Origin of the sequence: Novosphingobium sp. 9U, assembly GCF_902506425.1 — a bacterium.
Taxonomy (GTDB): Bacteria; Pseudomonadota; Alphaproteobacteria; order Sphingomonadales; family Sphingomonadaceae; genus Novosphingobium.
In genome coordinates this window covers 1,401,876-1,426,584 of sequence record NZ_LR732469.1, presented here as the reverse complement: position 1 = coordinate 1,426,584, position 24,709 = coordinate 1,401,876, and the positions used below count along the sequence as shown (strand labels likewise).

The window sequence follows — 24,709 nt, the reverse complement described above, 5'->3', positions numbered from 1 at the left end:
CTGTCGTTGTTCGGGAGACCGGCGACCACCACCGTTCAGGCTGAGCTGTCGAAGCCGCCCCCAACATCGGCGCCAAACACGAAAAAGCCCGCTAAGCCAGATGGCTAGCGGGCTCTTCAGATGGTGGGCGTAGCAAGGATTGAACTTGCGACCCCTACGATGTCAACATAGTGCTCTACCACTGAGCTATACGCCCGAACACCATCTGCTATCCGGTGGTGCTACCCGCCGGAGGAGGGCCCTTTAACCGCGGCCCCGATGCGATGCAAGCCCTCTTGAGAGGTCAAATACGCGCATGTTCGGCCAGGCCGAAGACGCGCTGCACTTCGAGCACCAGGTCGCGCAAGTGGAACGGCTTTGACAGTACGCGCGCCTGCGGTGCCTCGCGGCTGGCGCGCAGGGTGACTGCGGCAAAGCCAGTGATGAACATGACCTTGGTCTGTGGGGAGACCTCGTTGCAGCGCTGCGCCAGTTCGATTCCGTCCATCTCGGGCATGACGATGTCGGAGAGCAGGAGGTCGAACAGCTCGGCCTCGAGCAAGGCCAGGGCGTCGGTGCCGCGATCGACCGACACCACGTCATATCCGGCATTCTGCAGAGCGCGCGCCAGGTAGGTGCGCATGGCTTGGTCGTCTTCGGCAAGCAGGATGCGGATCATCGCGAAAGGTCCTGAAAATAGCATGCTGCAGCCGCGATCGGCCGCAGCACTGATATAAGGCGGCAGGAGTTAAAATTCTCGTCAGACCAAATACGTGATCCGCTTCGGCACGCCTGTTTGCTCCGGCAGTTTATCCAAGCAGCGCTTTGACATGCGTGAGCGAACAGGACAGCTATGACGAGCATGGGTGAAGACGCAGCCGAGCACGAGTCGCACGAACCTCTCGGCGGACGGATCCCTGGATCACCCGGCGTCGCGGCGTTCCGCGTATGGGGCGACGAGCCATCGTCACTGCCCATCGTGCTCTCGGTGCCTCATGCGGGCCGCGCTTACCCGCGTGCTCTGCTGCGCGACATGCGTCATCCCGAATCGTCGGCGCTCAAGCTGGAGGATCGCTACGTCGACCGGCTGGGGCGCGCGATTGCTCAGGAGACCGGCGCGGCGCTGCTGGTGGCGCAAGCCCCGCGCGCGATGATTGATCTCAATCGCGCGCCGGAAGACGTCGATTGGGAGATGTTCGGACGGTCCGCTCGATCGGAGCCGCGCCCCGATCCGGCAAACCGACGCGCGCGCACCGGGCTTGGCCTCATCCCGCGTCGGCTGCCCGGCATCGGCGAGCTCTGGCGTCGACGGCACGAAGAGGTGGAACTCGCCGAGCGTATCGCGCAAATTCATGCCCCGTACCATGCGCGGCTGGGTGCGATGTTGAAGACGCACCAGGAGCGCTGGGGTGCGGTGCTGCTGGTGGACCTGCACTCCATGCCGCCACTCGTCGCGCGGGCCGGCCAGCCCGCGGCCGAGTTCGTGATCGGCGACCGGTTCGGTACCACCTGCCACGGCAGCCTTGTCGGTGCGGCGTTCTCGCATCTGGCCCAGGCGGGCCGCCCGGCGGCGCACAATCGGCCCTACGCCGGTGGCTACGTACTGGAGCGCCATGCCAATGTGCGCTGCGGCATCCACGCCATGCAGGTCGAAGTCGACCGGAGCGCCTACCTGGATTCGCGATTGGCGGAACCGGGTGCCGGCTTTGACGAGGTGGCGCAGTTGTTGACCGGGATGATCCGACGGCTGGCGCAGAGCGTACTCGACCTGGCCACTGCTTCAGGCGGTGAAAGCTGGCCGCTCGCCGCCGAATAGGCGGGTTTCGCAACGCACATAAAAAACCACCCCGCGCTATGCGCGAGGTGGCCAAGGTTCAGGGAGGAGGTGCACAAAGTGCACCAACTTCGCCAAGCCATGAGGGCAGCGTTGGCGAAGCAGTTGCAACATAATCCGTCGAGGCGCCGGTTGCAACCCTCTGCGCGCACTCAGTCAGATCATGCCGATTTCGTTAAGCCGCCTGCGGAACTGGCGGGCCCTTGCCCTGTGCGACCTGGCGGCTGAAGATGTCGCGCACCAGGTCCAGCGAGAACAGGTGCGCGTAGATCAGCCCGAGCAGGCCGTTCTGGTTCCACGTGCGCAGGATGTCGCCGCGCACGTCGCGCAGCTTGTTCTCGTCGACCATGCGGAAGCCGCGGTAGTTAAAGGGCTGGCCGCCGCCGACATCGATGTTCAGCTCTCCGTCCATGAGCAGGTTGTGCTTTTCCAGCTCAGCCATGAAGCTGGCGGTCTTCTGGCCGGCGATCTCGAACTGCTCGCAGAACGAGAGCGTATTCTTGCAGGCTTCGCTGGGCTGGTTGCCATCGAACAGCGGCTGGCCTTCCTCGCCCTCGAACTCACCGACGAGGTCGCTGGTAGGATCGACGCAGAGCGAAAGCTCTTCCGAATCGGGCTGCACGCGCGCGAGCAGGAAGGGATAGCGGCGCACGTAGGCCGGCATGTAGATCGGCGTGTTGACCGAGCCGTCCTCGTCCACGAAGACGTTCACGCCCTCGTTCATGCCCATCAGCGCGATCGGGAACGAGCCTTCGCCGGCCGAGAACACGATCGGGAAGTTACGCTGCGCCAGCGGGAATTCCTCGACCGTCAGCGGCACCGTGTTCACGTCCTTGAGCCACGTCGCCTTGTCGGTTGCGCGGCTCTTCCAGCCCGCGTGCTCCTGAGAGCTGAGCAGGACGAGGTCGTTGTAGAACAGGGGTAGTGCAACACTCTGCGGCGCGCTGGCCATCGTGGTTCTCCGCATGGGGCGCGGCTGTGCGGCGCGCCTTCGTCCTTGTAGCGGGCTCCTTTACGGACTGCCCCGATAGCGCGCAAGACAGGCGGACGAACTGACCGGCCAACCGGGGCGGGGGCGTTGCGCTAGAGCAACTTGCCCGGGTTCAGCAGCCCCTGAGGATCGAGTGCCTGCTTGACGCGCCGCATCATGTCGAGCGCCACCGGATCGCCGAGCCGGGCAAGATCGTCCCGTTTGAGCTGACCGATGCCGTGCTCGGCCGAGATCGAGCCTCCCCATGCGGCGACGAGATCGTTGACCTGGCGGCTGATCGCCTTGCCGTCTCCCCGCTGCCAAACGGTACCGTCGGACCCCTGCGGCGCGATCACGTGGAAATGCACGTTGCCGTCGCCCAAGTGGCCGAAGGCGATGGCCTCGGTGCCTGGCCAGTCGGATTGGATCTGCGCGACGGCGGCGTCGATGAAGTCCGGCATCTTGTCGACCGGCACCGAGATGTCGTGCTGCACAGCCGGACCGCGCGCGCGCTCGGCGGGAGAGATCGATTCCCGGATTAGCCAGAACGCCTCGGCCTGGCTCTCGTTCGCAGCGAACACTGCGTCGACGAGCAAGTCGTGATCGAACGCCTGCTCCAGCATGGCCTCGCACGATTCCCGCAAGCGATCGGCTCCGGCGCGGTCCGCCACCACTTCGATCAGGACGTGCCAGGGATGGGCACCTGCAAGCGGTGTGCGCACGGTGGGCATGTGGGCGATTACCGCATCGAGAGACTCCTGTGGCAGGATCTCGAAGCCCTCCAGCGCCTCGCCCGCGCTGTCCTCACAGTGCAGAAGCAGCGTGCGCGCGGCCTGGACCGACGGCACGCCGGCCCAGATTACCACGCGCTCGGCGATGGCCGGCACCAACTTGAGCGTCGCCGCGGTGACGATACCCAGCGTCCCTTCCGAGCCGATCAGCAACTGTTTCAGGTCGAAGCCCCGGTTGTCTTTCTTGAGAGGGGTCAGCATCGAGAAGACCTGCCCATCCGCCAGCACCGCCTCAAGGCCCATGACGAGCGCGCGCATCGAGCCATGGCGCAGCACCTGGGTGCCACCAGCGTTAGTCGAGATCAGCCCGCCCACCGTCGCCGAACCCTTGCCCCCCAGCGTCAGCGGGAAACGCAGCCCCTTGCTCTCGGCCGCCTCGTGCAAGGTCTGGAGAATGACGCCGGCGCCGCAGGTGACCTGACGCCCTTGCACATCGATCTCGCCGATGGTGTTCATGCGTCGCAGTGAAAGCAGGACGGCTTGCCCGCTGTCATCGGGCGTTGCGCCACCGGCCATGCCGCTGTTGCCGCCTTGCGGTACGATCGGCACCCGGTGCTGCGCGCAGAGCCGCACCAGATCGGACAGCTCCTGCGTCGATGCCGGACTCGCCATGGCGAAGGCACGGCCCTTGAAGCGCCCACGCCAGTCTGTCAGCCACGGTTCGATGAGTTCGGCATCTTGCGTCAGGCCGCGTGCGCCGAGGGTGGCCTTCGCCGCCTCCAGGAAGGCTTGTTGTTCGCTCATGGTGTGCGTCTATGGCACAATGGGCGCCTCCCTGCCTACTCGATGCAGCCGGAAACGAACGTTCGCCTTGGAAACTTGGGAGTTAAGCGCGGGTTCAATCTCTTGCCCTCAAGCGAGCGACCTGCTTTCAGGCACATAGGGCAAGCATTTAGGGGACTGGCCGAACTGATGAATCCGACTGCTGCCTTGCTTGCGCCACTGCTGCTGCTGATCTCGGCCGTGAGTGGTGACGAGGAGCAGGGCGAAGCTGTCTCGGAGCCATCGGTGCAAGTCTACCCGGAGCAGTCGATACCGGCTGCGGCATCCGAGTGGCCCACAGGCGCCGTGCGCTCGTTCGTGCCCGATAGTGCCTGGCAGGTCCACATCGAGCAGCGCATGACGATCCGCGTGGCACCTCGCGCCAACGTTCCCATGCCGCGGGACCCTCTCGCCGGCGTGCCGAAGCGCCCTCAGCGCCAGCGCATATCGGAACGCAAGATGGGCAAGTGCCTGCCGATCGCCGGGATCGCCGGCGTCGAGCCGAATGGGCCTGACAGCTTGATCCTGTTCATGCGCGATCGCCGGCTCGTGACTGCGCAGCTTGAGCGCAGCTGTCCCTCGCGCGCGTTCTATTCCGGCTTCTATCTGTCCCGCAGCATCGACGGAATGGTTTGCGTCGATCGCGATACGCTGCTGTCGCGCAGCGGCTCCGCGTGCAAGCTGTCGCGCATCCGCCAACTGGTCGATGACGACGACTGACGCCTCCGCCGTGCTCAAGATGCGCGGGAAAGCTTGACTTTTACGCGCCATCCCGCATAGGGCGCCTCAAGCGTGCGCCCGATGCTGCGCGGGGGCGGTGATCACCGGCCCTGCTTGCTCGCGCGGACCCGACCTTTTTTCCGGACATACTGAAGCCTATGAACTTTGCCGATCTCGGCCTGTCAGACGAATTGCTGAAAGCGGTCGTGGAAGCCGGCTATACCACGCCGACTCCGATCCAGGCGCAGGCGATCCCGCAGGTCCAGATGATGCGCGACCTGATCGCCATTGCCCAGACCGGCACCGGCAAAACCGCCAGCTTCGTGCTGCCGATGATCGACATCCTGGCCAACGGCCGCCGCCGCGCGCTGATGCCGCGCTCGCTGATCCTGGAGCCGACGCGCGAACTCGCCGCTCAGGTGGCCGAGAACTTCGAGAAGTACGGCAAGAACCACAACCTGAAGATGGCGCTGCTGATCGGCGGCGTGCAGATGGGGGACCAGGTCAAGGCGCTGACCGAAGGCGTCGACGTGCTGATCGCGACGCCGGGCCGCCTGATGGATTTGTTCGAGCGGGGCAAAATCCTGCTGACCGGCTGCTCGATGCTGGTCATCGACGAGGCGGACCGCATGCTCGACATGGGGTTCATCCCCGATATCGAGAATATCTGCACCAAGCTGCCGACCAGTCGCCAGACCCTGCTGTTCTCGGCAACGATGCCGCCGCCGATCAAGAAGCTGGCTGACCGCTTCCTGACCAATCCCAAGTCGATCGAGGTGGCGCGGCCGGCGACGGCCAACGTAAACATCGCGCAGTTCAAGGTGGCAGTGCCCGCGCGCAAGAAGCGCGATGTGCTACGCCAACTGCTCAAGACCGAGGACGTCAAGACCGGCATCATCTTCTGCAACCGCAAGACGACGGTGCGCGAGATCAACAAGAGCCTGAACAGCTACGGCTTTTCGAGCGGTGAGATTCACGGCGACATGGACCAGTCGGCGCGCATTGCCGAGCTGCAGCGGTTCAAGGACGGCAAGATCAACATCCTGGTCGCCTCCGACGTCGCCGCTCGCGGCTTGGACGTTAAGGGCGTAAGCCACGTGTTCAACTTCGACACGCCCTGGCACCCTGACGACTACGTCCACCGCATCGGCCGTACCGGTCGCGCAGGAGCGCTGGGCCGGGCCTTCACGTTTGTCGCACCGGAAGATGCCGAGGCGATCCAGAACGTCGAAAAGCTGACCGGCGGCGCCATCCCGGTCTACGACGCGCAAGTGGGCGAGGATGCGCCCGCCGAGGCCAAGCCGGTGCGCGAGAAGCGCGAGCGTAGCCCGCGCCCGGCTCGTGAAGAGCGCGAGGCCGAAAAGCCGGAAGCCGAGACGAAGCCCAAGACCGAGGCGAAGACCGAAGCCAAGCCGAGCGACGAACGCGCAGAGCGCGCGCCCCGCCGTGAACGCCGGCCCCGCCGGGACGAGCAGGACAGCCCGGACGAGGGCTGGAATGGTCCGGTGCCAAGCTTCCTGGGCGTTTCCGCGCTGGCCTGACGGCGCTTCGCAAGCGGGCTCGGCTGTCGTAGGCTGGCCCGATGAGCGGCACTGTCCATCCCCGTGTTTCCGTCAGCCTGATCAGCGCCGGGCGCTGGCCGCTGGCACAATCGCTGGAATACCTCGCCAGCCTGGGTGTCGGCGCAATCTCGGTCACCGGCTCGCAACTGGCTGCTGGTGCCGAGGCGGTATCGCAAATCCTGGCAAGCGGTATGCAGGTCGTTTCGGTCGGCACGGGCGGGCTGTCGCTGATCGACACCCCGGAACTGACGCTCGATCGCCTGACGCCGGTGATCGAAGCCGCGGCCGATCTCGGTAGTCCCTGCGCCTTCGCGCCATCCGGACCGACGCCGGCATTGATGCCGTCGGACGATGGCTTCGCGCGCCTGATCGCCTGCCTGCCCACGGCAGATGCAGCGGCGCGAGAGCGTGGCGTGCGTCTTGCCATCGAGAACAGCTCGATCGCCACGCGCCAGCTCGGCTTCGTGCACACCTTGGCCGATGCTTGCTGGCTAGCGGAGGAGGCAGACGTCGGCGTTGTCGTCGAGCTGCAGAACTGCTGGTACGAGCGCGGGCTGCCGCGTTTGTTCGCCACGCATCACGACCGGTTCGCCATCGTCAACGTCAGCGATTTCCTGTTGGGCGAGGAGCTGAAGTTCAACCGCCGCGTGCCGGGCGATGGCTCGATTCCGCTGGAGTGGCTTCTCGCCCACCTGCTGGATGCCGGCTACGGCGGGTACTTCGACCTTGAGTATCTCGGGCCTGCAATCGAGCAGGAAGGCTATGCTTCCGCCATCGCGCGGGGCGTGACTTGGCTCTCGGAACGCCTGGAGGGTTGGGGCGTCTGACCGGCGGCTTCGTCTCGCCTCCTTTCGCCCACGCTCTGCCGCGATCAACCCGTACCTTCACCATGGGGCAATCGACCCGATCGCGCCTGCGCCGTTGGCTTCATGCAGGCTTTTCAAACAGGTGGAGCAATCGAATGGCAGACGAAGGCGCGTCGCGGCGCATGGTGCTCGGCGGAGCGGGAGCTATGGGTTTGGCAATGGTGGCGGCGCCCGTCGCCGGCCAGCAGCAGGGTGGCGGCGGCGGCGCTCCAGCCGGGCTGAAGGACCCGCGCACCAAGTACACGACCGAACCGTTCCCAGAGCAGAGGCAACCCTGGCCGGCGCTGGCGAGCAAGATGAGCCCGAGGCCGGACCATGGCGAAACCACGTATCGTGGCTCGGGCCGGCTCGCCGGACGCAAGGCGCTGCTGACAGGTGCCGACAGCGGCATCGGTCGCGCTGCCGCCATCGCCTTCGCGCGCGAGGGTGCGGACGTCGCCATCAACTATTATCCGAGCGAAGAGCCGGACGCCAAGGAAGTGGTCGACCTGATCCGCGCAGCCGGGCGCAAGGCGATCGCGATCCCCGCCGACATCCGCAGCGAGGCGGCGTGCAAGAAGCTGGTCGCGCAAGCGATCGAAGGGCTGGGCGGTCTCGACCTGCTGGTGAACAACGCCGCATACCAGCAGAGCAAGGCGGATATCAGCGAGATCTCGGACGAGCAGATGGTTCGCACGTTCGAGACCAACATCTTCGCCATGTTCCGCATCAGCAAGGCGGCGATTCCGCACATGCCGCCCGGATCGGTGATCATCAACACCGGCTCGGTGAACTCGTACGATCCGGGCGAGGAGCTGCTCGACTACGCCAGCACCAAGGGTGCGATCCTGATCTTCACCAAGGGTCTGGCCAAGCAGCTCGCCAAGAAGGGCATTCGCGTGAACATGGTGGCACCAGGGCCGATCTGGACGCCGCTGCAGGTCGCTGGCGGGCAGTTACCGGGCAAGATGGGCGAGTTCGGCAAGGAGACGCCGATGGGGCGGTCGGGGCAGCCGGCCGAGCTGGCGCCGCTTTACGTAATGCTGGCGTCCGACGAAGCGAGCTTCAGCACCGGCACCGCTGTGGGTGCGCACGGCGGCAAAGGCAGTCCTTGATCTTGCTCCTCTCCCCGCCGGGGAGAGGTAGCGCAGCTTGCTCCGCCAGGAGCTAGCGAAGCTTGGAGAGGGCAGCGCGCGCCAACGACCCTCTCCAACTCCGGCTAGTTCGCTTCGCTCTCAAGCCTCCATATCCTCTCCCCGGCGGGGAGAGGAGGGTGCTCGCTAAGCACTTTCCGCCGGTTTGACAAAGCTGTCGATTACGCGCTTGCGGCCGGCCTGCTCGAAGTCGATCTCCAACTTGTTGCCCTCTTGCGCAGCGATCGTGCCGTAGCCGAACTTGTCGTGGAACACGCGCGCACCAATCGACACATCGGTGCGAGGCTTCGCAGCGAAGCTTGCGGCAGAGCGGGTGTTCTCGGCCACGCGACGCGGCGTCGTGTCGAACTGCTGCGAGGCAGCCCGCTGCCAGCCGGGCCCGCGCGTCGCCGTGCGCGAGGGCTGTGTCTGCGCCACATGCGCGAACGGATCGGAGTGCTCCGACCACTGCGCGCGCCAGAGCGAGGCGCCCCCACTCATGGTGGTTTCCTGCACCACGTGCTCGGCGGGCAGCTCGGCGATGAAGCGCGAGGGGATGGAACTGGACCACTGGCCATAGATACGCCGGTTGGCCGCGTGCAGGATCGTGCAGCGCCGCCGCGCCCTGGTGATCGCGACATAGGCGAGGCGTCGCTCCTCCTCCAGGCTGGCAAGTCCTCCCTCATCGAGCGAGCGTTGAGAGGGGAACACACCTTCTTCCCAACCGGGCAGGAAAACGTGGTCGAACTCCAGTCCCTTGGCGCCATGCATGGTCATGATGGTGACCTTCTCGTTCTCGTCCGCCGCCTCGTTGTCCATGACCAGGCTGACGTGTTCGAGGAAGTCACCCAGCGTATCGTATTCCTCCATCGCGCGCGCGAGTTCGGCCAGGTTCTCCAGCCGGCCGGCTGCCTCCGCCGTCTTCTCGGCCTGGAGCGCGTCGGTGTAGCCGCTCTCGTCCATGACCGTGCGCAGCAGGTCGGCGGGGCTGTCCGTGCCCGCCATGTCGCGCCACCGGCCGAAGTCTCGCATCAGCGCGATGAAGGTGTTGCGCGCCCGTGCCGGCAGTTCATCGCTGTCGGCGATCTCCAATGCCGCGGCGGCAAGCGGGATGGACCGCCGGCGGGCAAGGACGTGCAATTTCTCCAGCGCCTTGGCGCCAAGGCCCCGCTTAGGTGCGTTGTAGATGCGCTCGAACGCCAGATCGTCGGCCGGCTGGGCGATCACCCGCAAGTAGGCCAGCGCATCGCGAATCTCGGCGCGCTCGTAGAAGCGAAAACCCCCGACTATACGGTAGTTGAGGCCGATCTGGATGAAGCGGTCTTCGAACTCGCGCGTCTGGTACTGGGCGCGGACCAGGATGGCGACTTGCGCCAGGCTGAGGCCCTCACGCTCCAGCCGCTCGATCTCTTCGCCGACGCGGCGCGCTTCTTCCGGCCCGTCCCACACGCCGATGATGCGCACTGGATCGCCAGGGTGGCGTTCGGTCCACAAGGTCTTGCCCAGCCGCTGGCTGTTCTCGTTGATCAGGCCCGATGCCGCCGCCAGGATCTGCGGGGTGGAGCGGTAATTCTGCTCCAGCCGGATCACCTTGGCGCCTGCGAAATCCTTTTCGAATCGCAGGATGTTCGCGACTTCCGCGCCGCGCCAGGAGTAGATCGACTGATCGTCATCGCCGACCACGCAGATGTTCTGGCGACCTTGCGCGATCAGTCGCAGCCACAGGTACTGGACCTGGTTGGTGTCCTGGTACTCATCCACCATCACGTACTTGAAGCGCTGGCGATACTGCTCGAGCACCTCGCGATTGTTCCGCAGGATGTTGACCATGTGCAGCAGCAGATCGCCGAAGTCGCATGCGTTCAGCGCCTTTAGGCGAGCCTGGTAGAGGAGGTAGAAGTGCTGGCCCTTGCCATTGGCATAGGCCTCGCTCTCACCCGCATCGAGCTGATCGGGGTTGAGCCCGCGGTTCTTCCAGCTGTCGAGGCAGCCGGCCAGCTGGCGAGCGGGAAAGCGCTTGTCATCGATCCCTTCTGCCTGGATCAGCTGCTTGAGCAGGCGCAGCTGATCGTCGGTGTCGATGATCGTGTAGTTCGATTGCAAGCCTACCAGTTCGGCATGCCGGCGCAGCATCTTGGCCGCGATCGAATGGAAGGTGCCGAGCCATGGCATGCCCTCGACCGCCGGGCCGATCAGGTGGCCGACGCGCTCGCGCATCTCGCGCGCGGCCTTGTTGGTGAAGGTGACGCACAGGATCTCGGATGGCCATGCCAGGCGCGCGCGGACCAGATGCGCGAGGCGCGCGGTGAGCGCGGCGGTCTTGCCCGTGCCTGCGCCCGCCAGCATCAACACAGGACCCTCAGTGGTAAGCACCGCCTCGCGCTGCGGAGCGTTCAGCCCGTCGATCAACGGGTCTTGCGGCGCATTGGCGAGAGGTGTGGAGGAGCCGGTCACCCGTGAACAGCTAGGGAACGGACTGCATCAGCGCAAGGCCGCTCGGATTTCTCCGGGGAACATTTGGCATGCCCGTGCGTCGCTCGAACATAACCGATGTTAGGAGAGTGACATGCGCAAGTTCCTCATGGCCGGCGCCGCCGTCCTCGCGCTGACCACCGCGCCGTCCGTTCTGCTCGCGCAGGATACCGGCGCCACGACCATGCAGCCGCCGGCCGACAGCACTTCGCCCGAGCCCAAGGCACCGACACCCGACACGACCACGCCGGCCCCGGTACCCGATGGTACGACGACCGTCACCACCACCGAGACGACCACTGCGAAGCCCTCTGCGCAGGCGGGCTCCGCCTCCACCGACATGGCGCAGAAGAACAAGCCCTACGCCATGACGGTGCAGCAGAAGACCACCTATGCGACCTGGCCGTCGCAGCGGAAGACCGACTACGAGGCGTGGCCGATCGATTACCAGACCTACTATTGGACCCTGACGCCGCAACAGCAGGAAGGCTATTGGGCGCTGACCAACGACCAGCGTGGCCAGATCTACAAGATGTCGCCCGAACAGCGCGCAACTGCGTGGAAGTCGATCCAGGAGCAGATGGCCGGGCAGACGCCGAGCACGCCGGCCGGTCAGGCGAACCCTCCGGGACAAGGCATCCCGACTGCCGGCGTGCCGAACCCTCAGGCGGCGAATCAGGCGGCGCAGCCGGCCATGCCCGCCGATGAGGGCTACCAGGGTGGACCCTACAAGGGTGCCCTGACGCCGCCGCCTGCCGATGCCATGAGCAAGAGCTATCCGGTTTGCAGCAAGACGGTGACCGACGCTTGCCGCAACCGCGGCGGGAAGTGAGGGCGAAACAGAAGGGCCCGTCGTTCTCAGACACCGCTTGCACTGAGCTTGTCGAATTGCGCCGGTCGCCGTCGCGTTTGGGTTTATTTGAACCCGGAGCCAGCTGGCAGCCTTCGACAAGCTCAAGCTAGGCGGTGTCGGGGCAAGAACCTGGGTGCAGGGCAGGGCTTTCCCGGTCTGCCGGTTCGGCTCACCCCGCCGCGCGCAGCAAGTGCAGCCGCGCCTTGCCGACATCGCGCGTCGCCTCGACCTCGTAGCCCTTTACGCTCACGTCCTCCTTGTGGCTGGTCTCCAGGCTGACCCAAGCCGAAGGTGCGATCCAGCCCAGACGCGTCAGCTTGTCGATGGCCACCGAACCCGCTCCCGTCTGATAAGGCGGGTCGAGGAGGACCAGGTCCAGCGGCTCGCCGCGCAGAGCTCCCATCGCCATGACCGATGTGGCCCGCACGTCGCATTGCTCCTGCGCGCGCAAGTTGGTGATGTTCTTACGCAAGGCGCGGATCGCCGCCGGGTCCTGTTCGACGAACATGCAGTGCGCGGCCCCGCGCGACAGGGCCTCGAGACCGAGCGCCCCAGATCCGGCGAACAGATCGGCTACGCGCAGGCCCTCGAACGATCCGAGCCGGCTCATCAGCATCGAGAACAGAGTCTCGCGCGTGCGGTCCGACGTCGGCCTTGTCGCCACACCTTCAGGCGCCACAAGCGGGCGGCCTCGCCATTCACCGGCGACGATTCGCATCGGCGGTGCCCCTACTTCGGCTGTGCTGGCGGGCGACCGGCGAGCGACTTGCGGAAGTTCTCGACCTGCTTGGCCGGGATCTCGACAGCGGCGCCCTTGGGCAGCTCGTCCAGCGCGAACGGACCGTAGCCGACGCGGATCAGCCGGCTGACTTCCAGCCCGAGATGTTCGAGCACGCGGCGGATCTCGCGGTTCTTGCCCTCGGTGATCGACATCTGGATCCACTGGTTGCGCCCGGCACTGCGCTCCATGTTGGCGTCGATGCGGCCGTAGCGCATGCCTTCGATCTCGATGCCCTCGATCAGTTCCTCCAGCTGCGCCTGAGTGACCAAGCCGAAGGCGCGGGCGCGATAGGTGCGCGGGATCTTGGTCGCGGGCAGCTCCAGCTGACGCTTGAACTCGCCATCGTTGGTGAGCAGCAGCAGGCCCTCGGTGTTGAAGTCGAGGCGGCCGACGGGCATCAGCCGGCCCGAACCCGGTGGCAGCGCGTTACGCAGCGCGGTGTAGATCGTCGGGCGCCCGGCCGGATCGCTTTCGGCGGTGATCAGGCCCGCCGGCTTGTGGAACGCGAAGAGCCGCGTCGCCTCGGCTGCCTTGACGGGGTTGCCGTCGACGCTGACGCCGCGCAGGTTCTTGAGCAGGATCGCGGGCGTGGTGACCACTTCGTCGCCGATCTTCACCCGGCCTTCGACGATCATCCGCTCGACCTCGCGCCGGCTTGCGACCCCGGCGCGCGCGAGCAGCTTGGCGATGCGCTCGCCTTCCTGACCGTCCTGGCGCAGCGGATTGGACGGCTTGGGCGCCGCATTGGGATTCGCCGTGGAGGGCCGCTTCACGCGCGGCGCGGGCGGACGGGCGAAGGGTCCGCGCGGCGAGGGCGTGTCACCACGAGGAGGGCCGCGCCTGTCGCCGGATCGACCGCCGGGCTTTCTGGGAGGTTGGGACATCCGCTTGCGCATAGCTGTTGATCTTGCGATCATCCAGCCTTCCCATCGCTGGCTCGCCCGCTAATCATGCGTACTTTGCGGGAGGACGAGTGGGTGGCCGAAGCGACGAGGGCTGACGAGACGGAACGGACGGGCGTTCGGGGCTCGATCCGGCCGTACCTGGAGAAGGAGTCACTCGCGGCCTTTGCGCTGGGCGTGTCCTCCGGATTTCCGTTCGCGATGATCGGCGCAACGCTGACAACCCGACTGGCACAAGACAACATTCAGAAATCGACCATCACGGCCTTCACGCTGGCTTTCCTGGTCTACAACTTGAAGTTTCTGTGGGCGTGGATCATCGATGGCGTGCGTCTGCCGTTGATCGGACGTCTGGGGCAGCGTGTGTCGTGGCTACTGGTGACGGGCCTGCTAGTGATCGGGGCCACCATCAACCTGGCGCTTGCCGATCCCGCATCGGACTTGCCGGCCGTCGTGCTCGCGGCCGTTCTGGTCGGCGCGGCGGGTGCCAGCTTCGACATTGTAATCGACGCTTACCGGATCGAGACGCTCAAGCCATACCAGCTCGGCACCGGGTCCGGGATGAGTCAGTACGGCTGGCGTGTCGGCTCCGCTGGCGCTGGTGCACTGGCCCTAGTTCTTGCAGGTCGATACGGCTGGCAGTCGGCGTATATGGCCTGCGCCATGTTCGCGATGCCGGCCATAGCGACAGGGCTTCTGCTCGGCGAGCCGGAACGCCGCCAGGTGGTGCTGGAACGACGCGGCCCGGGCGAAGTCTGGGCCTCGATCGTCGGCCCCTTTGTGGAGTTCTTCAACCGTGCAGGCGCAATTTTGGTGCTAGCCTTCATTCTGGTCCACAAGATCGGCGACACGCTGGCGAACCTGACCTTCCGCCTGCTGTTCGACGACCTTGGCTTCAGCAATGATGAGATCGCGATCTACGACGTCGGGCTGGGCTTCTGGGCTTACCTTATCGGTGTCTTCATCGGCGGCATCGCGTACACGAAGTTGGGGCTGAAGCGGTCCGTCTTAGTCGCGCTGATCCTAATGGCCGTGTCGAACTTGAGCTTTGCGGCGCTCGCCGCAGCCGGGCATTCCAACATCGGCATGGCTGGCGCGATTGGCTTCGAGAACGTGGCAAGCGGCTATGGGGGAGTGGTGGTCGTGGCATACTTCTCGGCGCTGTGCGACTTGCGGTTCACGGCCTCGCAGTACGCCCTGATCTCCGCGGGCGCGAGCATCGTCGGGCGGTTCCTCACCGGAACGACCGCGGGATCGCTGATCGAAACGTTCGGTTATGTGAACTTCTACTTGCTTACGACCGTGGTGGCAGTGCCCGGCATCGTGCTGTTCTGGTGGATGATGCGCACGGGCCTCGTCGATGCCGCGATGGGCACGGCGGGGGAGGTCGGCGAGGGCGATGCACGCGACTGAGCGGTGTGAGGCTTGGTAGCCCAATGCCTGAACGGAGATGACCCGCTTCCCAGCGTCAGCGCAAGATTCGCAGGACCGCGGCATTTCACAGGCGAAGTAGCCGGCCCCCTCAGGTAGGCGCTTGATCGTTCTCGCGTAGAACGTTGCCTGCCAGGTAGAGCGAGCCGGCGATCAGCACTGGCAAGCCATCGTCCGGCAATCCGGCGAGAGCCTCGCGAACGCTCATGGCGTCGCGGGCGCCAGGAGCGAAGGCTGGCGCCGGGTGGCAGTCCTGGCCGGGCACCGGGACGGCATGGATGCTTGCCAGCCATGGCGCGATCGGCGCGACGATCGCCTGCGGGTCCTTATTGGCGAGCATGCCGACGATCAGGTGCAACCGCCTACCCGCGAAGTGCCGCGCGATTGCCTGGCCGGCATCGGCGTTATGTCCCCCATCCAGCCAAACCTCACGGCCGTGCGCGTGAGCCGTCAGAGGACCGGCGGCCAATAGCTGCAACCGCGCCGGCCAGCTTGCCTCCTCGATCCCGCGCGCCAGCGCCTCGGGCGAGACAGTTACGCGATCCTGGTGGCGCAGCATGGCGACTGCAAGCGCCGCGTTATCGGCCTGGTGCGATCCGGAGAGCCGCGGCGCCGGCAAAGTGAGCGCCCCGTGCCGGTCGCTGTACTCGATCACGTCCACGAAGGTAGCGTCCCAATCGTGGCCGCGCATGTGCAACGGGGCGCCTGCGGCGAGCGCGGCGCGCTCGATCTCCAGCGTCGGGCCTTCGGGGTAGACGAGGGTGCAGGCCGGCGAGCCAGGGCGGATAATCCCCGCCTTCTCGAAGGCGATGCGAGACAGCGGTTCGTCGGGCGTGCCTTCCTCGGGTCGCAGCAGGAACGCTTCGTGATCGATACCGAGCGTGGCGATGCCGACGGCGGCGGGGTGCGGCAGGACGTTGGTGGCATCGAAGCGCCCGCCAAGACCCGTCTCGATCACACAGGCATCCGCCGGTTCGCGCGCGAACGCCAGGAACATGGCGGCTGTCGTCACCTCGAAGAAGCTGGGGCCGAGGTCCTCCGATGTGTCGAGCACTTCCGCCAGCAACTTTGCGAGCAGTTGGTCGGAGATAAGCTCGCCAGCCAATCGGATGCGCTCGTTATAGCGCACAAGGTGGGGCTTGGTGGCGGTGTGGACGCGAAGGCCTTCGGCCTCCAGCATCGCGCGCAGGAAGGCGCAGGTCGAACCCTTGCCGTTGGTGCCCGCGACGTGGAAGGCCGGCGGGATACGCGTCTGCGGGTCATCCAGCCTGGCGAGCAGGGTGGTGATCGTCTCCAGCCCGAAGCGGCCTTGCGGGAGCGAGAGCGCAGCAAGCCGATAGAGCTGGCGCTGGACTTCGGGCGAATCGGAAGAAGCGAAGTCCTTCACGTAGTCTCAGGCAATCTCGCGCGCCTTGTGGACCGCCTCGGCCAGCGACGCGGTGTAACGGCGGATCACCTCGGGAGCATCGGGGCCGTGCTGTTTGACGAGGTCGACCAGCGCCGAGCCGACGACGACGCCGTCGGCCACGCGTGCGATCTGGCCGGCCTGCTCGGGCGTGCGTACGCCGAAGCCGACTGCGACCGGGATGCTGCTGGCCGCCTTGATGCGCGCTACGGCTTCGTCGATCGAGGCTTGCGCCGCCGCTTGCGTGCCGGTGATGCCGGCGACCGAGACGTAGTAGAGGAACCCGGACGATCCTTCCAACACGGCTGGCAGGCGCGCGGTATCGGTGGTCGGCGTCGCAAGGCGGATCAGCGAAACGCCAGCTTCGCGCAGGGCGGGGCCAAGGTCCGCGTCTTCCTCGGGCGGGATGTCGACGCAGATGACGCCGTCGACACCGGCCTTGCCGCACTCGGCGGCGAACCACTCGGGGCCGCGGATCGTCATCGGGTTCGAGTAGCCCATCAGGACCAGCGGCACATGCGGGTGGCGTGCCCGAAATTCGGTGGCGATGCGGAAGATGTCGGCGGTGCGCGTGCCAGCGGCCAGGCTGCGGATGTTGGCCTGCTGGATCGCCGGGCCGTCCGCCATGGGATCGGTGAACGGCATGCCCAGCTCGATCACGTCGGCTCCGCCCGCGACCAGCGCGTCGAGGTTGGCGGTGGTGTCACCGTCACCTGCGGTGATGAAGCAGACGAGCGCAGGGCCCTTGGCGAAAGCGGCGGCAAAACGGGTCATCGGCCTGTGCTCTTGTAAGCCTTGCGCAAGCCGATGAGGCCGGCGATGGCTAGGACGGCTGCCAGGATCAGCAGCCAGGGATGGGAGACGGGAAAGCAGTCGGCGCCGCAAATGGCAGTGCGCGGGTCGCTGGTCAGCGCCTGCTCACCAGGCCTGGAGAGGAGCGCCAGCACGATCGCGACGATCACGGCTGCGATGCTGCCGAGTTTGAGACGATCGACGCGCCCTCCACTCACATCTCGACTCCCAAGTGCTCCGCGACGGTGAAGATGTCCTTGTCGCCGCGGCCCGAGACGTTGACGACGAGCAGTTGGTCCTCGCCCATCTGCGCGGTCACCTCGGGCAAAGCGGCGAGCGCATGCGCGCTTTCCAGCGCCGGGATGATACCCTCCAGCTTGCAGCACAGCTGGAACGCCTCGAGCGCCTCGGTATCTGTGATCGGCACGTACTTCACCCGGCCGCTTTCGTGCAGCCAGGAGTGCTCGGGGCCGAGGCCGGGATAGTCGAGGCCGGCGCTGATCGAGTGTGCCTCGGTAATCTGACCATCCTCGTCCTGCAGCAGGTACGTGCGATTGCCGTGGAGGATGCCGGGTTTGCCGCCCATCAGGCTGGCGGCGTGTTGGCCGCTCTCGATACCATGGCCCGCAGCTTCGATACCGATCATGCCGACCTCGGGATCGTCGAGGAACGGGTGGAACATGCCGATCGCGTTTGATCCGCCGCCTACGGCCGCCAGCAGCATGTCAGGCAGGCGGCCCTCCGCCTTCAGCATCTGCGCGCGCGTTTCGGTGCCGATCACGCTCTGGAAGTCGCGGACCAGCTCGGGGTAGGGGTGGGGGCCGGCGGCGGTCCCGATGATGTAGAAGGTGTCGTGCACGTTGGCGACCCAGTCGCGCAGCGCATCGTTCATGGCGTCCTTCAGCGTCTCCGCGCCGCTCGTTACCGGGCGGACTTCGGCGCCGAGCAGCTTCATGCGGAACACGTTGGGCTTCTGCCGCTCGACGTCTTTGGCGCCCATGAAGATCGTGCAGGGCAGGCCGAAGCGCGCGGCGACGGTGGCGGTGGCGACGCCATGCTGCCCCGCGCCGGTCTCGGCGATGATGCGGGTCTTGCCCATGCGGATCGCGAGCAGGATCTGGCCGACGCAATTGTTGATCTTGTGCGCGCCGGTGTGGTTCAGCTCCTCCCGCTTGAAGTAGATCTTCGGCCCTTTTCCGTCCGGCGCGAGTGCGCGGTAGTGCTCGGTCATGCGCGGCGCATAGTAGAGCGGGCTCGGACGGCCGACGAAGTGTTCCAGCAGATCGTCGAACTCGGCCTGGAACGCCGGGTCGGCCTTCGCCGCGCGGTATTCCTTTTCCAGGTCGAGGATCAGCGGCATCAGCGTTTCGGCGACGTAGCGGCCGCCGAACTTGCCGAAGTGGCCTTGCTCGTCGGGCTGGTTGCGGAAGCTGTTGGCTTGCGGAGTGTGTAGGGTCATCGTGGCTCCAGCGCCTAAGCCAATGCGCCCGGGCTGTCCACGGCCCTGAAGTGCGTGGGCGAGTGCTCGTTTTCGACGAACGGCTGACCGGCGATGACCAAGCGCTTCGTCTGCGACGAGCGTCACTTGTGCCCAATTTTGCTCAGCCGTAGCAGCGCTCCACCCAAACGGGAGTGATGGCCGCTCGGCCTAACAAACAGAATAGACAGGGAATTACTGTAATGAAGACGCAAATCATCCGCGCCGTGGCGATCGCCGCGGCGACCTTGGGCTCGTGCGCGGTGCTGAGCGCTCCGGCGCTTGCCAACGAGGCTCGCATCGAAGCACGGGGCGGCGTGGTCTGGGCCGCCGGCGACAGCGAAGCGATCGCCGGCGTCGCTGCCGGCTACGATTTCGATCTCGGCGGCTCCGGCTTCGTTGGGGCCGAAGTCTCGGCCGACAAGATCCTGACCGACGACACTCGCTTTTTATTTGGCCTCGGCGGTCGTGCCGGCATGAAGCTGGGCGAGAACGGCAAGCTCTATGCGGCAGCGGCGTACCAGACAAAGCCCTGCCGTTATTGCGAGGAGTCGGTCAGCCTCGGCGCCGGCTACCAGCACGCGTTTGGAAAGCTTTACGGCAAGGTCGAGTACCGCCACTTTTTCGTTGGCGACGATCTGCCCGACTACAATGCCGTGGTTGCAGGCCTCGGCATGCGCTTCTGATCGGGGATCAGGAGCATACGGAAGGGCGGTCTACCAGGACCGCCCTTTTCCGTTCAACCTGCGCGAACGGCCGAGCAGAACGCCGCAATCAGGCCCTCATCCTTTACGCCCGGCGCGCTCTCGACGCCGGAAGAGGTGTCCACCAGTGGCGCGCCGGTCAGGCGCACGGCTTCGGCGACGTTGCCTGGCGTGAGGCCACCAGCGAGGCCCCAGGCCAGCGGGCCCTTCCATCCCGCTACCAGCGACCAGTCGAAACTCAGCCCCATGCCGCCGGGCAGGGTGCCCGCCGGGGTCTTCGCATCGAACAGCACGAGGTCGGCGGCGCCGGCGTAGGCGTTCGCCCGCGCGACATCCTCGGCCGTGGTGACGGACAGAGCCTTCCACACCGGCAGACCGAAGCGCGTCCTCAGTTGCGCCGCTCGCTCCGGCGTCTCGGAACCGTGGAGCTGCAGGGCGGTCAGACCGGCCGCGCTGACGGCTTCTGCAAGCAGAGCATCATCCGCATCGACGAACAAGCCAACTTTACCGATCCGCCCCTCGGCTCGTGCGCCCAGGCTTGCGGCATCTGGGGGCGCCACAAAGCGTGGACTGCGCGCGAAGAACACGAAGCCCACGTGATCGGCGCGTGCGCGGATCGCCGCATCGAGCGTGGCGGGAGTGCTGATGCCACAGATCTTGATCGCCGCTGTTGGCATATCGGGACAAGCGCCTAAACTTCGCGTCCCGACAGATCGAGGACGCAGATGAACCGGATTGCGCGCTATCTCATGCCTGTGGCGGCCGTGGCAATGCTTGCCGGTTGCGGGATGAAGCAGGGCTTCGAAGACGCTTCACGCGAGGTCGGCCGCTTTCACCAGGCGCTGGACCATGGGGATGCCCAGCGCATCTGGGACGATGCCGATCCGCAGTTCCGCAGCGCCACGCCGCGCGCGCAGTTCAATCGTCTGATCGCCGCAGTTCATGCCAAGCTGGGCAAGGTCAAGGCAAGCAAGCAGGTCGGCTGGAACGCCAATGCGAGCACCTCCGGCACCTTCCTGACCGTGACAATGGAGACGACGTTCGAGCGCGGGACCGGCACCGAGCAATTGCTATTCACCAAGCAGGCCGACCAGCGCCCGCGGCTGGCCGGCTATAACATCCAATCGCAGGACATGATGCTCAACTGAGCCAGGCCCCGCGTGCGTCTTACTGCGCGAGTTCGAACTGCACCGTCACGTTGACGTTGCTTTCCAACTCGCCGGCCATGATCGGCGCGGGCGGGGGAGCAGCAGCCACATCCATCATCGCCGAGCGGCGGAACATCACTGGCTGCGGCGCATAGCCACCGCTCTCGCTGATCGAGAGGATGCCGACGACGCGCAGGCCCGCCGCCTGGGCATAGAGCTGGGCCCGCTCACGCGCGGTCTTGATCGCGGCGTTCCGGGCTTCGTCCAACGCGCCCTGCGGCTTGCCCAGCATGAAATTGGGGCCGTTGACCTGGTTGGCGCCCGAGGCGACCAGCGCGTCAATGACCTTGCCATAATCGTCCAGCTTGCGCTGCTTGACCGAAACCTGGTTGCTCACCTGGTAGCCGACGATCTTCTGCGTCTGCTCCTCGACGCTGCCATCGGGCAGGCGGCGCGGCTGCGCGTAGACGGGATTGAGGTTGAGGTTGCTGGTCTGAATGTCACGATCCGCCACGCCGGCCCGCTTCAGCGCGGCGATGACCTGCGTCATCTTGCGCGAATTCTCGGCCAAGGCGGCGCTGGCGCTGTCGCCTTGCGTGGTCACACCGGCGTTGAACAGGGCGAGGTCGGGCTGCTGCGTCGAAGTGCCCTCGGCGCTGACCGTCAGCAGCGTGTGGCCGGGCGCGAGCGTGGGCGACACGGAGACTTGCGCCAGCGCCGGCGTCGCAATCGCAGCCAGAGCGGCTGCTGCGGCGTAGGTGAACTGCTTCATCAACGGTGTCCTTTCATCCTCTCGGGGTGCCGAACGATCTGGATGAAACGAGGTTGCGCAAGGATGAACTGAGTGAAGCAGGTTGATCTTTGTTGAGCCTACGTCGTCCTGAGAGGACGCGTGAGCTAAAGCGTCGCCTCGATCGCGATCGCCGCCGCCAAGGGGTCCTCCGCCCGGCTGATCGGGCGGCCGACCACCAGCACAGAGGCGCCAGCGTCGCGGGCCTCGCGCGGAGTGACCGTGCGCTTTTGGTCGCCGTTGGACTTGCCGTTGGCGGGGCGGAGGCCGGGTACCACGAAGAAGCCGTCCTTCCACTGCTTGCGGACTCCGGCGACCTCCTGGCCCGAGCACACGATCCCGTCGAGCCCGGCCGAGTGCGCCAGTTCGGCGAGGCGGAGCGCCTGATCGTGCGCAGTGCCCCCGACGCCGGTTGCGGATAGGTCACCCTCGTCCAGGCTGGTCAGCACCGTCACTGCAACGACCTTGCAGCGCTCGCCCGCGGCAGCCTTGGCATCCTCCATCATCGCGCGGCCGCCCGCCGCGTGAATCGTTACGATCGAGGGCTCCAGCACGTGGATCGCCTGCATGGCCGAGGCGACGGTGTTGGGGATGTCGTGCAGCTTGAGGTCGAGGAAGATCGGCAGGCCGACCTTGTGCATCTCCAACACGCCGTGGTGCCCATGTGCGCAGAAGAACTCGAGTCCCAGCTTGATCCCGCCAATGTGCCCCGAGACCTTGCGAGCGAGTGCCTCGGCGGCATCCAGGCGCGGCAGGTCGAGGGCGAGATAGACGGGATTGTGGTTCATCGATGGCTTTCGCAGAAGTCAGGGTAGCGGGTCGAGCGGTGTGGTGCGCGGCGGCACCGGCTCGGTCGTGATGACCGGCGCAGGCTCATGGGTGACGACCGGCGCGGTACTCACCGGAGCGCTCGTGGTGGCGACGGTGTTCTCCAGCGAGTGGATGCGGCGGTTGAGGCGCCAGCGTCCGGCGCGGTGCACCAGCCACATCGGCAGCGCGCCGGCCAGGAAGAACACCAGCGCAATTACGCCGACCGGCCATTCGAAGTGGAGGTAGTTGCCGCCCTCGACCGGCCAGATGTTCACCGGCACCCGGGTCCAGTTCATGGCGATAAAGGCGACCAGGATGGCGGTCAGGATGACCCAGAAGATCGTGCGGATGATCTGCATGCGTTTGCTCCCCTCCCGCGCTTGGCGGCGATGCTAGGACGGTTTGGTGCGGGAGGAAAGCCTGAGGCTGCGGATTGATCCTTGCCCCTTGGGCGGCGCCCGTTGCGCGAAGGTCAGTCAGCCCCGAACACGCGCGCAAAGATGCGGTCCACTTCTTTGAAGTGGTAGTCGAGGTTGAACTTGTCCTCGATCGTTGCGGCGGGCAGTGCGGCGGCGACTTCGGGATCGGCCTTGAGCAGTTCGAGCAGTGAGAGCTGGCCGTCCGATTCCCACACCTTCATGGCGTTGCGCTGCACCAGGCGATAGCTCTCGTCGCGGCTGAGACCGGCCTGGGTCAGCGCCAGCAGCACCCGCTGCGAGTGGACCAGGCCGCCCATGCGGTCGAGGTTCTTCTGCATGCGCTCGGGGTAGATCAGCAGCTTGTCGATTACGCCGGTGAGCCGCGCCAGCGCGAAGTCCAGGGTGATCGTCGCGTCGGGGCCGATGAACCGCTCTACCGACGAGTGCGAGATGTCCCGCTCATGCCACAGCGCCACGTTCTCCATGGCGGGCAGCGCGTAGGAGCGGATCATGCGTGCCTGGCCCGTGAGATTTTCGGTCAGCACCGGGTTGCGCTTGTGCGGCATCGCGCTCGAACCCTTCTGGCCGGGCGAGAAGTATTCTTCAGCCTCCAGCACTTCGGTGCGCTGCAGGTGGCGGACCTCGATGGCGAGGCGCTCGATCGAGCTGGCAATCACGGCGAGCACCGAGAAGAACATCGCGTGACGGTCGCGCGGGATGACCTGGGTGGAGATCGGCTCGACCTCCAAGCCCATTTTCTCCGCGACGTATTCCTCCACTGACGGATCGACGTTGGCGAACGTGCCGACCGCGCCCGAGATCGCGCACGTCGCGATCTCCTCGCGCGCGGCGACCAGGCGCTTGCGGCAGCGGGCGAATTCGGCATAGGCCTGCGCCAGCTTGAGGCCGAAGGTCACCGGCTCGGCATGGATGCCGTGGCTACGGCCGATCGTGGGGGTGTACTTGTGCTCCTCGGCCCGGCGCTGGAGCGCGGCGAGCAGCTGGTCGAGGTCTTCCAGCAGCAAGTCGGCGGCCCGCGCCAGCTGGACGTTGAGCGTGGTGTCGAGCACGTCGGAGCTGGTCATGCCCTGGTGCATGAAGCGCGCTTCGGGGCCGACCTGCTGCGCCACCCAGTCCAGGAAAGCGATGACGTCATGCTTGGTCACCGCTTCGATCGCGTCGATGGCGGCGACGTCGATCGTCGGGTTGGTCGCCCACCAGTCCCACAGGGCCTGACCGGCGCTGGGCGGCACGACGCCGAGCTCGCCCATCTTCACCGCCGCGTGCGCCTCGACCTCGAACCAGATGCGGTAGCGCGCCTCGGGCTCCCAGATCGCGGTCATCGCGGGGCGGGCGTAGCGGGGGACCATGGCGAACTCCTCTAAGATTGCGGGGAGCCGCTAAGGGGCGGGCCAGCGAAAGTCCAGCCGGGTGTCCCCTGTTGCCGCGCCTTGTGGGTCGAAGCGGCGCTCGATCACCGTTCCGAAGCCCTGGAGGTCGACCGCGATCACCGTTGAACACCGCGTCCCGTAAGTTTCGTCGCGGATGAACACCGGCGCGAAGCGGGGCTCCGGTCCTTCGCTCGGTCGGGCGAGCGCAGGGTCGGGCGTCTCCGCGCGCAGAGCATCAAGGAGCAGCGCCGGATCGCCCGCTTCCTCGTTGAGCCACCCGGCGAGCGCCGTCTCCAGCTGAAGCGTCTTGGGCCAGCGGTCGTGGAAGCCACCGTTTGACAAGCCGTGGATGCCGCTCGCCAAGGGCACGAAGCGCACTTCGGGGTGGTTGGTAAGAAAGCCTGCTTGATCGCCGTCCGAGTGGATGACGTTGAAGGTGTTCATCTCGGCAAGGTGCTCGGGCGTGCGGCCCTGCAACAGGTCCGCCACCATCTTCCCGCGTGAAGGCCGGTTTGCCCGTGGACCTTCCGGCTGGCGGAAGTTGGTGACGAGCGCGAAGCGGCCGGCCTCATGCACGCCCAACCAGGTGCCGCCGCCGGTGAGATCGCGGCCGGCCAAGATGCCGCTATCCCAGCGCGCGAGCGGTGCGGCGGGGCGGGCGTGGAACTCGTCGCGATTGCCGGCGACGACCAGCCGCCAACGCGGATGCGCGTTCCAGGCGACGGCGGCAACGCACAT

Annotated in this window: 25 protein-coding genes and 1 tRNA gene; 9 read left to right on the top strand and 17 right to left on the bottom strand. The window is 66.1% G+C overall.

What is annotated here, in order from left to right:
* Positions 1–121: 121 nt before the first annotated feature.
* Both GV044_RS06570 and cpdR read right to left on the bottom strand, forming a co-directional pair.
* Positions 122–196: transfer RNA gene (locus tag GV044_RS06570), tRNA-Val, on the bottom strand.
* Positions 197–283: 87 nt separating this feature from the next.
* Positions 284–658: a cell cycle two-component system response regulator CpdR gene (gene cpdR, locus GV044_RS06565; RefSeq protein WP_159867081.1), complete on the bottom strand. Its 375-nt coding sequence runs from the start codon at positions 656–658 to the stop codon at positions 284–286.
* Positions 659–841: 183 nt separating this feature from the next.
* On the opposite strand from cpdR, the gene GV044_RS06560 reads away from it, so the two are divergent.
* On the top strand, positions 842–1,795 hold the full coding sequence (locus GV044_RS06560) for an N-formylglutamate amidohydrolase (RefSeq protein ID WP_201299024.1): 954 nt from the start codon (positions 842–844) through the stop codon (positions 1,793–1,795).
* A 193-nt stretch (positions 1,796–1,988) separates the two neighbouring features.
* On the opposite strand, the gene GV044_RS06555 is transcribed toward GV044_RS06560, so the two are convergent.
* Positions 1,989–2,765 carry a SapC family protein gene (locus GV044_RS06555; RefSeq protein ID WP_159867075.1) on the bottom strand — a complete coding sequence of 259 codons (777 nt, stop codon included), beginning with the start codon at positions 2,763–2,765 and terminating at the stop codon, positions 1,989–1,991.
* A gap of 131 nt (positions 2,766–2,896) precedes the next feature.
* Positions 2,897–4,318 (bottom strand): FAD-binding oxidoreductase, encoded by a 1,422-nt coding sequence (locus GV044_RS06550; protein ID WP_159867072.1) that lies wholly within the window; start codon positions 4,316–4,318, stop codon positions 2,897–2,899.
* Between the two features lie 168 nt (positions 4,319–4,486).
* Here GV044_RS06550 and GV044_RS06545 point away from each other — a divergent pair, with 168 nt between their 5' ends.
* From GV044_RS06545 to GV044_RS06530, 4 genes are all read left to right on the top strand, one after another.
* A complete protein-coding gene (locus GV044_RS06545) occupies positions 4,487–5,056 on the top strand; it encodes a hypothetical protein (protein ID WP_159867069.1) in 570 nt (189 codons plus the stop codon).
* 158 nt (positions 5,057–5,214) lie between these two features.
* A complete protein-coding gene (locus tag GV044_RS06540; protein ID WP_159867066.1) occupies positions 5,215–6,597 on the top strand; it encodes a DEAD/DEAH box helicase in 1,383 nt (460 codons plus the stop codon).
* Between the two features lie 41 nt (positions 6,598–6,638).
* Entirely contained in the window at positions 6,639–7,445 is an 807-nt protein-coding gene (locus GV044_RS06535) for a sugar phosphate isomerase/epimerase (RefSeq protein ID WP_159867063.1), read from the top strand.
* A 134-nt stretch (positions 7,446–7,579) separates the two neighbouring features.
* Positions 7,580–8,578, top strand: a complete 999-nt coding sequence (locus GV044_RS06530) for an SDR family oxidoreductase (protein WP_159867060.1) — start codon at positions 7,580–7,582, stop codon at positions 8,576–8,578.
* A 165-nt stretch (positions 8,579–8,743) separates the two neighbouring features.
* Here the strand turns inward: GV044_RS06530 and GV044_RS06525 are convergent, their stop codons facing one another.
* A complete protein-coding gene (locus GV044_RS06525; protein WP_201299023.1) occupies positions 8,744–11,050 on the bottom strand; it encodes an ATP-dependent helicase in 2,307 nt (768 codons plus the stop codon).
* Between the two features lie 112 nt (positions 11,051–11,162).
* Between GV044_RS06525 and GV044_RS06520 the strand changes: the two genes are divergently transcribed.
* On the top strand, positions 11,163–11,900 hold the full coding sequence (locus GV044_RS06520) for a hypothetical protein (protein WP_159867057.1): 738 nt from the start codon (positions 11,163–11,165) through the stop codon (positions 11,898–11,900).
* Between the two features lie 190 nt (positions 11,901–12,090).
* Here GV044_RS06520 and rsmD read toward each other — a convergent pair whose 3' ends face one another.
* Positions 12,091–12,639, bottom strand: coding sequence for a 16S rRNA (guanine(966)-N(2))-methyltransferase RsmD (gene rsmD / locus GV044_RS06515; protein WP_159867054.1), 549 nt, complete (start codon positions 12,637–12,639; stop codon positions 12,091–12,093).
* Positions 12,640–12,650: 11 nt separating this feature from the next.
* The gene (locus GV044_RS06510; RefSeq protein ID WP_159867051.1) at positions 12,651–13,586 is read right to left on the bottom strand and encodes a pseudouridine synthase; all 936 of its coding nucleotides are present in this window, start codon (positions 13,584–13,586) and stop codon (positions 12,651–12,653) included.
* 66 nt (positions 13,587–13,652) lie between these two features.
* Here GV044_RS06510 and GV044_RS06505 point away from each other — a divergent pair, with 66 nt between their 5' ends.
* Positions 13,653–15,017, top strand: a complete 1,365-nt coding sequence (locus GV044_RS06505) for an MFS transporter (RefSeq protein ID WP_159867048.1) — start codon at positions 13,653–13,655, stop codon at positions 15,015–15,017.
* A gap of 109 nt (positions 15,018–15,126) precedes the next feature.
* Here GV044_RS06505 and GV044_RS06500 read toward each other — a convergent pair whose 3' ends face one another.
* The 4 genes from GV044_RS06500 to trpB are packed head-to-tail and all read right to left on the bottom strand — an operon-like array spanning position 15,127 to position 18,691.
* Entirely contained in the window at positions 15,127–16,422 is a 1,296-nt protein-coding gene (locus GV044_RS06500; protein WP_159867045.1) for a folylpolyglutamate synthase/dihydrofolate synthase family protein, read from the bottom strand.
* A gap of 6 nt (positions 16,423–16,428) precedes the next feature.
* Positions 16,429–17,214 carry a tryptophan synthase subunit alpha gene (trpA, locus tag GV044_RS06495; RefSeq protein ID WP_159867042.1) on the bottom strand — a complete coding sequence of 262 codons (786 nt, stop codon included), beginning with the start codon at positions 17,212–17,214 and terminating at the stop codon, positions 16,429–16,431.
* Complete coding sequence (locus GV044_RS06490) at positions 17,211–17,450, bottom strand: hypothetical protein (protein ID WP_159867039.1); 240 nt, start codon at positions 17,448–17,450, stop codon at positions 17,211–17,213. The genes trpA and GV044_RS06490 overlap by 4 nt, the downstream gene beginning before the upstream one ends.
* A complete protein-coding gene (gene trpB / locus GV044_RS06485) occupies positions 17,447–18,691 on the bottom strand; it encodes a tryptophan synthase subunit beta (RefSeq protein WP_159867036.1) in 1,245 nt (414 codons plus the stop codon). Before trpB ends, GV044_RS06490 begins: the two co-directional genes overlap by 4 nt.
* A gap of 221 nt (positions 18,692–18,912) precedes the next feature.
* Between trpB and GV044_RS06480 the strand changes: the two genes are divergently transcribed.
* Positions 18,913–19,395, top strand: a complete 483-nt coding sequence (locus tag GV044_RS06480; protein ID WP_236554760.1) for a hypothetical protein — start codon at positions 18,913–18,915, stop codon at positions 19,393–19,395.
* Between the two features lie 53 nt (positions 19,396–19,448).
* Here GV044_RS06480 and GV044_RS06475 read toward each other — a convergent pair whose 3' ends face one another.
* Positions 19,449–20,090: a phosphoribosylanthranilate isomerase gene (locus tag GV044_RS06475; protein WP_159867033.1), complete on the bottom strand. Its 642-nt coding sequence runs from the start codon at positions 20,088–20,090 to the stop codon at positions 19,449–19,451.
* Positions 20,091–20,138: 48 nt separating this feature from the next.
* On the opposite strand from GV044_RS06475, the gene GV044_RS06470 reads away from it, so the two are divergent.
* A complete protein-coding gene (locus GV044_RS06470; RefSeq protein ID WP_159867030.1) occupies positions 20,139–20,561 on the top strand; it encodes a DUF4019 domain-containing protein in 423 nt (140 codons plus the stop codon).
* A gap of 19 nt (positions 20,562–20,580) precedes the next feature.
* On the opposite strand, the gene GV044_RS06465 is transcribed toward GV044_RS06470, so the two are convergent.
* The 5 genes from GV044_RS06465 to GV044_RS06445 all read right to left on the bottom strand — a co-directional run bounded on the left by GV044_RS06465 (position 20,581) and on the right by GV044_RS06445 (position 24,709).
* Complete coding sequence (locus GV044_RS06465; protein WP_159867027.1) at positions 20,581–21,333, bottom strand: SIMPL domain-containing protein; 753 nt, start codon at positions 21,331–21,333, stop codon at positions 20,581–20,583.
* Between the two features lie 125 nt (positions 21,334–21,458).
* A complete protein-coding gene (gene pyrF / locus GV044_RS06460) occupies positions 21,459–22,139 on the bottom strand; it encodes an orotidine-5'-phosphate decarboxylase (RefSeq protein ID WP_159867024.1) in 681 nt (226 codons plus the stop codon).
* A gap of 18 nt (positions 22,140–22,157) precedes the next feature.
* Positions 22,158–22,520 carry a lipopolysaccharide assembly protein LapA domain-containing protein gene (locus GV044_RS06455; RefSeq protein WP_159867021.1) on the bottom strand — a complete coding sequence of 121 codons (363 nt, stop codon included), beginning with the start codon at positions 22,518–22,520 and terminating at the stop codon, positions 22,158–22,160.
* A gap of 113 nt (positions 22,521–22,633) precedes the next feature.
* Positions 22,634–23,950 (bottom strand): adenylosuccinate lyase, encoded by a 1,317-nt coding sequence (gene purB / locus GV044_RS06450; protein ID WP_159867018.1) that lies wholly within the window; start codon positions 23,948–23,950, stop codon positions 22,634–22,636.
* 30 nt (positions 23,951–23,980) lie between these two features.
* A complete protein-coding gene (locus GV044_RS06445) occupies positions 23,981–24,709 on the bottom strand; it encodes an NRDE family protein (RefSeq protein ID WP_159867015.1) in 729 nt (242 codons plus the stop codon).

Coding starts and splice junctions, on each gene's coding strand:
- trpA (WP_159867042.1), bottom strand. CDS start 17,214: ATGACCCGTTTTGCCGCCGCTTTCGCCAAGGGCCCTGCGCTCGTCTGC.
- GV044_RS06475 (WP_159867033.1), bottom strand. CDS start 20,090: ATGCCAACAGCGGCGATCAAGATCTGTGGCATCAGCACTCCCGCCACG.
- GV044_RS06455 (WP_159867021.1), bottom strand. CDS start 22,520: ATGCAGATCATCCGCACGATCTTCTGGGTCATCCTGACCGCCATCCTG.
- GV044_RS06545 (WP_159867069.1), top strand. CDS start 4,487: ATGAATCCGACTGCTGCCTTGCTTGCGCCACTGCTGCTGCTGATCTCG.
- cpdR (WP_159867081.1), bottom strand. CDS start 658: ATGATCCGCATCCTGCTTGCCGAAGACGACCAAGCCATGCGCACCTAC.
- GV044_RS06530 (WP_159867060.1), top strand. CDS start 7,580: ATGGCAGACGAAGGCGCGTCGCGGCGCATGGTGCTCGGCGGAGCGGGA.
- GV044_RS06445 (WP_159867015.1), bottom strand. CDS start 24,709: ATGTGCGTTGCCGCCGTCGCCTGGAACGCGCATCCGCGTTGGCGGCTG.
- GV044_RS06560 (WP_201299024.1), top strand. CDS start 842: ATGGGTGAAGACGCAGCCGAGCACGAGTCGCACGAACCTCTCGGCGGA.
- rsmD (WP_159867054.1), bottom strand. CDS start 12,639: ATGCGAATCGTCGCCGGTGAATGGCGAGGCCGCCCGCTTGTGGCGCCT.
- GV044_RS06465 (WP_159867027.1), bottom strand. CDS start 21,333: ATGAAGCAGTTCACCTACGCCGCAGCAGCCGCTCTGGCTGCGATTGCG.
- GV044_RS06555 (WP_159867075.1), bottom strand. CDS start 2,765: ATGGCCAGCGCGCCGCAGAGTGTTGCACTACCCCTGTTCTACAACGAC.
- GV044_RS06480 (WP_236554760.1), top strand. CDS start 18,913: ATGAAGACGCAAATCATCCGCGCCGTGGCGATCGCCGCGGCGACCTTG.
- GV044_RS06505 (WP_159867048.1), top strand. CDS start 13,653: ATGCGTACTTTGCGGGAGGACGAGTGGGTGGCCGAAGCGACGAGGGCT.
- GV044_RS06470 (WP_159867030.1), top strand. CDS start 20,139: ATGAACCGGATTGCGCGCTATCTCATGCCTGTGGCGGCCGTGGCAATG.
- GV044_RS06540 (WP_159867066.1), top strand. CDS start 5,215: ATGAACTTTGCCGATCTCGGCCTGTCAGACGAATTGCTGAAAGCGGTC.
- purB (WP_159867018.1), bottom strand. CDS start 23,950: ATGGTCCCCCGCTACGCCCGCCCCGCGATGACCGCGATCTGGGAGCCC.
- GV044_RS06535 (WP_159867063.1), top strand. CDS start 6,639: ATGAGCGGCACTGTCCATCCCCGTGTTTCCGTCAGCCTGATCAGCGCC.
- GV044_RS06510 (WP_159867051.1), bottom strand. CDS start 13,586: ATGTCCCAACCTCCCAGAAAGCCCGGCGGTCGATCCGGCGACAGGCGC.
- pyrF (WP_159867024.1), bottom strand. CDS start 22,139: ATGAACCACAATCCCGTCTATCTCGCCCTCGACCTGCCGCGCCTGGAT.
- GV044_RS06550 (WP_159867072.1), bottom strand. CDS start 4,318: ATGAGCGAACAACAAGCCTTCCTGGAGGCGGCGAAGGCCACCCTCGGC.
- trpB (WP_159867036.1), bottom strand. CDS start 18,691: ATGACCCTACACACTCCGCAAGCCAACAGCTTCCGCAACCAGCCCGAC.
- GV044_RS06520 (WP_159867057.1), top strand. CDS start 11,163: ATGCGCAAGTTCCTCATGGCCGGCGCCGCCGTCCTCGCGCTGACCACC.